The sequence below is a fragment of the Okeania sp. SIO2B3 genome (assembly GCF_010672525.1).
Taxonomy (GTDB): Bacteria; Cyanobacteriota; Cyanobacteriia; order Cyanobacteriales; family Microcoleaceae; genus Okeania.
The window spans coordinates 39,180-47,970 of sequence record NZ_JAAHGH010000051.1 but is presented as its reverse complement, the minus strand read 5'-3'; the positions used below and the strand labels follow the sequence as shown (position 1 = coordinate 47,970).

The 8,791-nt window shown below is 39.1% G+C and carries 5 protein-coding genes; 1 reads left to right on the top strand and 4 read right to left on the bottom strand.

The window, feature by feature from the left end; genetic code table 11:
- Window positions 1-47: 47 nt before the first annotated feature.
- From F6K15_RS24690 to F6K15_RS24675, 4 genes are all read right to left on the bottom strand, one after another.
- Complete coding sequence (locus F6K15_RS24690) at window positions 48-242, bottom strand: hypothetical protein (RefSeq protein WP_293065668.1); 195 nt, start codon at window positions 240-242, stop codon at window positions 48-50.
- Window positions 217-1,587: a response regulator gene (locus F6K15_RS24685; protein ID WP_293065666.1), complete on the bottom strand. Its 1,371-nt coding sequence runs from the start codon at window positions 1,585-1,587 to the stop codon at window positions 217-219. The genes F6K15_RS24690 and F6K15_RS24685 overlap by 26 nt, the downstream gene beginning before the upstream one ends.
- A 377-nt stretch (window positions 1,588-1,964) precedes the next feature.
- On the bottom strand, window positions 1,965-4,613 hold the full coding sequence (locus F6K15_RS24680; protein ID WP_293065663.1) for an ATP-binding protein: 2,649 nt from the start codon (window positions 4,611-4,613) through the stop codon (window positions 1,965-1,967).
- 1,056 nt (window positions 4,614-5,669) lie between these two features.
- Window positions 5,670-7,226: an ABC transporter substrate-binding protein gene (locus F6K15_RS24675; RefSeq protein WP_293065660.1), complete on the bottom strand. Its 1,557-nt coding sequence runs from the start codon at window positions 7,224-7,226 to the stop codon at window positions 5,670-5,672.
- Between the two features lie 477 nt (window positions 7,227-7,703).
- Between F6K15_RS24675 and rlmN the strand changes: the two genes are divergently transcribed.
- On the top strand, window positions 7,704-8,744 hold the full coding sequence (rlmN, locus tag F6K15_RS24670) for a 23S rRNA (adenine(2503)-C(2))-methyltransferase RlmN (protein WP_293065657.1): 1,041 nt from the start codon (window positions 7,704-7,706) through the stop codon (window positions 8,742-8,744).
- Window positions 8,745-8,791: the final 47 nt, after the last annotated feature.

Here is an 8,791-nt window from a genome sequence, read left to right as displayed (position 1 = left end):
TGAAGAAGAAACCCCGAGTAGAAGGAGACAGTTTTTTGCCCGCCCTCTTATCCGGACATGATATCATACCTCAAATCAACAAAGCCATATTTTTTAATTTCTCCCCATCTCCCCATCTCCCCATCTCCCCATCTCCCCATCTCCCCATCCCCCCATCTCCCCATCTCCCCATCTCCCCATCTCCCCATCTCCCCATCTCCCCATCCCCCCATCGCATTATTGCCTGGGTAAAGCAATTTCAAACTCTGTACCTACTCCTGGTGCTGAATTACAAGTAAGTTTTCCTCCATGTTTTTCTTCTACTATTTGCCGGGAAATTGATAAACCTAAACCTGTACCTTTACCTACTCCTTTGGTCGTAAATAAATGCTCGAATATCTTTTGTTTCACTTCCTCTTTCATACCCATGCCATTATCTCTAATTCGGATGATTATCTGTTGGTGTTCTCTGTCAACTTCCGTAGTAATAGTAATCTGATTTGGTGTAGCTTCAATTTCCTCAAAAGTTTTACCAATATTACTTTCTTCTATAGCATCAATAGCATTAGCAATGAGATTCATAAACACTTGGTTTAATTTACCGGGAAAACAGTTAATTTCTGGTAATTCTCCATATTCTTTAATTACCTCGATCGCTGGATGTTCTCCATTATCTTTGAGTCGATGTTTTAAAATCAACAAAGTGCTCTCAATGCCATCGTGAATATTAAAACAAACTTTTTGATCGTTATCCCCACGGGAAAAAGTGCGTAATGCAGTGCTAATATTGCGAATGCGCTCGACACCCGTTTTCATTGAAGCGATCGCTTTAGGGCAGTCTTCAATTAAAAAATCCAGATCTATATCTTCAATACATTCTTGAATTTCTTGATCGGGAGTAGATAATTTATTTTGATAGAGACTAAGCAAATGAATTAAAGCTTCGACATATTCTGAAGCATGACCAATATTTCCTTCAATAAACCCAACGGGATTGTTTATTTCGTGAGCGACTCCAGCAACAACTTGACCTAATGTTGCCATTTTTTCACTTTGAACTAACTGTAATTGTGTTTTTTTTAGTTGTTCTAAACGTTTTTTTAATTCTTGATTGGTACTTTCCAAATCCTCAATCATTTGCTCTAAAATTAGATTTTTATCATAAATTTCTTGCTCTTGATTTAGAGTTTTTTCTTGCAATTTTTTCTGGATTCGATATAAAGTAATATGGGTTTTTACGCGGGAAAAAACTTCTTCGGCATGAAAAGGTTTAGTAATATAATCAATTCCGCCTACTTCAAATGCTTTGATTTTATCAAAAACATCATCAAGGGCACTAATAAAAATAACAGGAATATCTTGAGTGCGAGGATCGGTTTTTAAATGCTTACATACCTCATAACCATCCATATCGGGCATTGAAATATCAAGTAAAATCAGATCGGGATAATCAAGATGAATTCCTTGCAGAGCCAATTTTCCACTGGGAATTGGACGAACAGTATAACCCTTTTTTGATAATAAACCTATCAAAAGTTGTAAATTGGCAGGGGTATCATCTACAACTAAAATATTGCCATGCTCTGAATTGGTTCGCGAGGAATTCATAAGTTATTATTAAATATTGTTATGACTCGATCATAAGTTTAACATCTACTTTATTAAGAGTTATTAATCAGACATAACTCAAATTACCCTAGAAATATCCTAGCTATTTGTAGCAAACATTTATCAATTTGGTATTAATATATTCAAACTCGTTCCTTCTGAAACCTTCTGAAACTCTTATAACATTGTTCAAAAATCAGTATTTTTGCAGAGGTATATAAAAAAAAAGATACTTTTGAGGAGCAGATTTAGTCTCAAATTGTCTGACTGATTGCTTACCGAATAATTAATATTTCCTGATATTCAATTCCGTAACGGTTTTAACCAGAGGTAATTATCAATTATCCATTGTCAATTATCAATTAATGAACGTTTCTTTAATCACTCAGCCAATTCAAAATTTTCTCATATTCAAAACCATCACAATATTTTTTTATCGCTTCAGCTAGAGAATTATCTGATTGACTAATTTTAGTAATTGTATTAGCAATTCCTGCTAAATTTCCTGTCAGCAAAGCATCTGTTAGTTGTTGTTTTAATTCTTCAGATAATACCCTGACTTTCTGTTCAATAGATTCAACAGTTTCTTCCTTTTCTTTGAGTTTAATCTCCCTTTCTTCATACACATAGCGCACCCCTAAATATTCTTCCATCTTTTTAAAGATATCTGCTTCGCGAAATGGCTTTCTCATAAAATCATCGCATCCTGCCGATAAAACTACTACTTTTTCCTCTTCCAATACACTAGCTGTCAGAGCAATTATTGTTGTTGCTTGTCCTTTGGTTGTAGCTTTAATCTTTTGAGTGGCTTCATTTCCATCCATCACTGGCATCCGCATATCCATCCAAATCAAGTGAGGTTGCCAATCATCCCATATTTCTACTGCTTGTTGGCCATTCACTGCTTCTTTGAGTTCAAATCCTAGAGGAGAAAGGAGTTTAATTAATAATTGACGATTCAGTGGTTTATCATCCACTATTAAAATCCGATATCTGGGTTGATTTGGTTCCAGGGCAATAATACGACGTTGGGGAATTTGGGTCTCAACAACTTCGCTTTCGCTGACAATGGTAGCTTTGATTTCAAAGGTAAATATCGTTCCTTTGTTAAGTCTGGAGCTAACATGAATGTCTCCCCCCATCAGTTGCACAAATTTACGAGAAATTGGTAATCCTAAACCTGTTCCTTCTTGAGCTTGTTTTCCTGTTTCGGTTTGAGTGAAGGCTTCAAAAAGTTTATCTAACTCTTCTGCTGCAATACCTGCTCCAGTATCTTCGACTTCAAAAATAATTTGGGTGGGATTCGATGGAGGATACTTTTGAGCTGCTCTGACAGAAATTCCTCCTTCAGAAGTAAATTTAATCCCATTATTAATAATATTAATTAAAACCTGACGTAGTTTCAGTTCATCAGTGCAAATATATTGAGGAACATCATTAGTATGTTCGACTAAAAGTTGTAAGCCTTTTTCTTGTGCCTTCAGGTAGAGCATATCTTCAATATCGTTGAGCAGGCGATGGAGGTCAAAGTTTTTTTCGTTAAGAGTAATGCGTCCGGCTTCAATTTTAGAAAGATCGAGGACATTGTTAATTAAAGTCAGGAGGTGTTCCCCACTGCGACTAATAATACTAATATTTTCAATATGCTCTTGGGGAAGGGTTTGGGAACGAGTCATGATTTGGGCAAAACCAAGAATTGCATTTAAGGGAGAGCGTAACTCGTGACTCATGTTGGCAATAAAAGCACTTTTGGCATGGTTAGCTTGCTGGGCAGCTTCTTCAGCTTCTTTGTAACGGGTAATATCTTGAAAAATACCAATAATTCCCATTACCCCACCCTGAACATCATAGAGTGGGACTTTACTCGTTTCCAACCAACCTTGTTTGCCGTCCCCTTGTGTTATCGGTTCGACAATTCCCAACTCCGGTTTTCCAGAATCCATTACCCGGCGATCGCACTCTATATAAAAATCTGCCTCTTCCCGACTCCAAGGCATTTCATAGTCAGTTTTGCCCACAATTTCCTGACGTGTCATACTAGCCACCGAGGCAAAGCTCTGGTTGCATCCCAGATAAACATTATCTCGATTTTTCCAAAAAATAGATTGGGGAATATTATTGATAACTAAGTTAAGCAACTGTTGCGACTCTGATAATTCTTGAGTCCGTGCCTCTACTTTCTGCTCTAGGTTTTGAGAGTAGTCTTGCAATTCCTTAAACGACGCTTGTAGCTGTTCAGCCATGTGGCTAAACGAGTCTGCTAACTGCCCAAACTCATCCCGGCGATTTGTGGGTAGCGGTTCATCCCAGTGTCCCTCAGCTAAACGGCGGGCAACCTGATTCAGATGCAAAGTTGGTCGTACCACTACTGATTGAGCGAGCCACCACACTACTGGTAAGGAAACTAGCAAAACAACTAGGAAAATTCCCCCCGCAACAGCCAATGTACCCACTGCACTCTGAGTCACAGTAGTGGCATCCATCTCAATTACAAGAATGCCGTCGGAACGCCCCAATTGACTTTTAATGGGGGCATAACCATACAAAACAAATTGACCTGCACCATTGGGACGGATAGAGGTTTCAGTAATTGGAGTCTGGATTTCTTTCTTCTGCTGTAAGCGTGGTGGCAAATTTTGTGGCACATCTCCAAACTTGGCCAGGGGTTGCTTGAGATATTGAGAATTTGGTGCATAATTTAAAACGACTCTGTAACTTCCATCTCGAAAGCGCAGGGTATAAAGACGAACAATATCTGGGTCGGAGGCTTGAATTTCCTTGAGTCGCTGCTGATTAACAGTGTAGTAAGCTGTATCAACATCTTCAGGGTCGTTGATTAAACCATGATAATCGCTGTCAATTTGACGAGAGGCCAAGCTGGTTATCCCCAAGAGGCGGTCTTGCAGTGCGACTTGCTGGGATATTCGTAGTTGCCAATAGATTGTGATTGACAGTGCACCTGCTGTGAGAGCAATCAATCCTGAATAGGCGATAACCAGTTTGCTACTAAGATTCCAATAGTTCATAAAAATAGATATCTCTAGAAAATAGGGAATAGGGAATAGGGGGAAATAACTGACAATTTCTGTTCCGGTTTAATAATTAAATTTTGGTGGAAGGCGGGAGTAGAAGGTTTTATCCTCCAGAAAATAGGGAATAGGGAATAAGGGGAAATAACTGACAATTTCTGTTCCGATTTAATAATTATACTTTGATGGAAGGCGGGAGGTAGAAGGTTTTATCCTCCAGAAAATAAGGAATAGAGAATAAGGGGAAATAACTGACAATTTCTGTTCCGGTTTAGTAATTAGATTTTGGTGGCAGGCGGGAGTAGAAGGTTTTATCCTCCAGAAAATAAGGAATAGGGTATAGGGGGAAATAACTGACAATTTCTGTTCCGGTTTAGTAATTAGATTTTGGTGGCAGGCGGGAGTAGAAGGTTTTATCCTCCAGAAAATAAGGAATAGAGAATAAGGGGAAATAACTGACAATTTCTGTTCCGGTTTAGTAATTAGATTTTGGTGGCAGGCGGGAGTAGAAGGTTTTATCCTCCAGAAAATAAGGAATAGAGAATAAGGGGAAATAACTGACAATTTCTGTTCCGGTTTAGTAATTAGATTTTGGTGGCAGGCGGGAGTAGAAGGTTTTATCCTCCAGAAAATAGGGTATAGGGGGAAATAACTGACAATTTCTGTTCCGGTTTAGTAATTAGATTTTGGTGGCAGGCGGGAGTAGAAGGTTTTATCCTCCAGAAAATAAGGAATAGAGAATAAGGGGAAATAACTGACAATTTCTGTTCCGGTTTAGTAATTAGATTTTGGTGGCAGGCGGGAGTAGAAGGTTTTATCCTCCAGAAAATAGGGTATAGGGGGAAATAACTGACAATTTCTGTTCCGGTTTAGTAATTAGATTTTGGTGGCAGGCGGGAGTAGAAGGTTTTATCCTCCAGAAAATAGGGAATAGGAAATAGGGAATAGGGGGAAATAACTGACAATACATGATATTAGAGATAACTTTTAACTTTTAACTTTTAACTTTTAACTTTTACCTTTTGACTTTTGACTTGCGCGTAGCGCATAGCGCTAACGTTCCAATCCTAAACTCTTCCGGTAGAATGTTTTTTGGGCATCTCGTCCCATTTCATTGGTGAGATTCTCCCATTCCTGAGTAATTCTCGCCATAGCTTCATCTCGGCTAATCTTCCCTGCGAGAAAGTCTGAAACTGCTGCATCTAGAAGTTCTCTCTGATAATTATAATTTCTAGGAATAGTCAAATCCAACACCATATTGGGACTGTTGAGACTAGCGCCAATTGCCCCCAAGTAGGTGCTAGCCACTGCGGGGGTCATACCTGCTGCTATCCAGTTCTGAGAATCAGAAAACTGTGAAATACGATAGGGGTTCATACCCGATCGCCCATTTGTTACATCTATATTGGAATGATCGGGCTGGCTAATGTAAGAAATAAAGGTAGCTCCTGCTGCTTGAACTTTGGGTTCTGCTGCAGTATTAATAGTTCCCACCCAACCAATAGCTGCTGTAAAAGGGGCATGGTTTACTCCATTAATTGCAAACGGACAGGTGAATTTATCGCATTGTACTAATTCTCCAGTCTCCCAATTGAGGACTTCGGTAGACCCTGGCATAATGGTAGTACCAAACTTATCTTTAACCTTTGAGCCTGGTAAGAGTGCCAATGTCCCAATATCCCCATGATCCATTGATAAGGCACAACGACCGGAAACAAAGGCTTGACGACCGTCGTTTAACCCCCAGTCCATTTCATCTGGAGCGCCATACTCATTGGTTGCTTTGTAAATATCGAGAGCTTTAGCAAAGGCAACATTATTCGTCATGGGTTTCATGGTATTGGGGTCAAAGAAAACCCCTTGTTTGGTTCCTTGAGATTGCAAAAGAGAACCTGCAATTGACCACATCGCCCAGTAGGTAACATTTCCCGATTTTTTTGCCAAGCAAGATCCATAGTCTGGCTCCCCGTCATCATTTAAGTCTTTACCATGAAAATACTTGGCAATTTTGAGATAATCATCCCAAGTTCTGGGAGGCTCGAAACCTGCTTCAGCTAATAGATCGGCTCGATAATACATGAGGTGATAGTTGCCATCAATGGGAATAGCGTAGATTTTATTGCCATACACAGGACCGTATTCCTGAAAAAATGGTGCAATATCGTTCCATGCCAAACTTGAATCTTCATTGACATATTCCGTTAAGTCTTTGAGGTAACCAGATTCAATATAGTCTGGCATCCAATTTGAGGTCATAATCATCACATCGTATTGATTGGTACCTGTTGTCAGATCCTGCAAAATTGTTTGATATAGTTCGGAATAGCCAGCACTTTTAACCGTGATTTTTGCCCCTGTGAGCGCTTCAAATTCATCAGCACGTTTTTCAACAGTGGCAGCAACAGGTTTACTGAGGGAGATGACATTTATATTGACTCCAGCAAATTTATCAGATGGTGCAGAGGATACTTTTTCTTCTGTTGATGATGTTGTTTTGCAGCTAACAGCAAATACACTTAAAAAAAGTGTCGTTAAAAGCACGGAGAAAATTTTAAAAATGGGCAACTTACTAAAGATTACAGAAACCCAGAAAAGATTATTCTGATTCATTATTATTCACCGAAAAATTGGGTTTGAAGTTTCAACCTTATAGGACTACTTTTTAACTTGTTTTTATTTGATACAGGACCTACGCACGAACACTAAATCCAATGAGGGCGAATGCCATTCGCCCCTACAGATGGTGTTTGACCTGATATTTTGCGTAAGTCCTGTGATAAATATATTCAGGACTTACGCACGAACACTAAATCCACTGAGGGCGAATTGCATTCGCCCCTACATATGGCGTTTTCAAGGTAAATTTGTGTAAGTCCTGTAATAAATATATTATTATACTGTATATTTCTAATTTAGATTCGCTTATAAATGCTAGATTTAAGTAAAGTATTCAACCGCTTATTTACACAAATACAGCGGTTTCCATTGTTATGAGGTACAACTGTCGCGGGCAAGATGCCCATTCTACAAAACTATTAAAATCATGCCACATTTATACAACGCCAATAAATTAATTACTAAACTGAAATGACTCAATCTTTAATTACTCCTACCCAAACTCCTCTGTTAGGCTTATCTTTATCTGAGTTAACAGAGTGGGTACAACAGCAAGGACAACCTGCTTATCGAGGCAAACAATTATATCAATGGATATATCAAAAAGGGGCTAAGTCTCTGGCAGATATCACTGTATTTTCCAAACAATGGCGCGAGGAGATTAAGCATTTTCCCATAGGTCGATCTGCCATACATTACCGCTCTGTTGCTCCAGACAAAACAGTTAAATATCTGCTGCAACTATCAGACGGTAATATTATTGAAACTGTAGGTATTCCTAGCCATAAACGTCTAACTGTATGTGTGTCTTCTCAGGTAGGTTGTCCAATGGCTTGTGATTTCTGTGCTACTGGAAAAGGAGGTTTTACCCGCAACCTAGAAGCACATGAAATTATCGACCAGGTGCTGACTGTACAAGAAGATTTTGAGCGACGAGTTAGCCATATTGTGTTTATGGGAATGGGGGAACCGTTACTGAATACTAAAAATGTCTTGGCTGCTGTTAGGTCCCTGAATCAAGATGTGGGTATTGGACAACGTTGTATAACTATCTCAACTGTGGGAATTCGCGATCGCATCCGTCAATTAGCCGAATATAAATTGCAAGTGACTCTCGCTGTTAGTCTTCATGCTTCTAATCAAAGATTGCGGGAACATCTGATTCCTAGTGCTAAATCTTATCCTTTAGGAGATTTAATAGCAGATTGTCGTGAATATGTCAACCTCACAAAGCGAAGAATTAGTTTTGAGTATGTGATGTTAACAGGTTTTAATGATTTACCAGACCATGCTAAAGAATTAGCTAAAAATCTGCGGGGGTTTCAGTGTCATGTTAATTTAATCCCCTATAACCCTATTAGTGAGGTTGACTATCAAAGACCAACAGGAGAAGATATCAACGCTTTTGTTAATGCTCTTGAAGAAAAACATATTGCAGTTAGCGTTCGTTATTCCCGTGGTTTAGAAGCTGATGCCGCTTGTGGGCAATTACGGGCGTCGCGGGTTAGTTAGTGTTGTGGGGAGTAGGGGAGTTAACGAAGTCAGAAGTTAGAAGTCAG

What these genes read in the sequence shown, in the direction of transcription:
- F6K15_RS24680 (WP_293065663.1), bottom strand. Translation starts at nt 4,613, where the DNA reads ATGAACTATTGGAATCTTAGTAGCAAACTGGTTATCGCCTATTCAGGA.
- F6K15_RS24685 (WP_293065666.1), bottom strand. Translation starts at nt 1,587, where the DNA reads ATGAATTCCTCGCGAACCAATTCAGAGCATGGCAATATTTTAGTTGTA.
- rlmN (WP_293065657.1), top strand. Translation starts at nt 7,704, where the DNA reads ATGACTCAATCTTTAATTACTCCTACCCAAACTCCTCTGTTAGGCTTA.
- F6K15_RS24675 (WP_293065660.1), bottom strand. Translation starts at nt 7,226, where the DNA reads ATGAATCAGAATAATCTTTTCTGGGTTTCTGTAATCTTTAGTAAGTTG.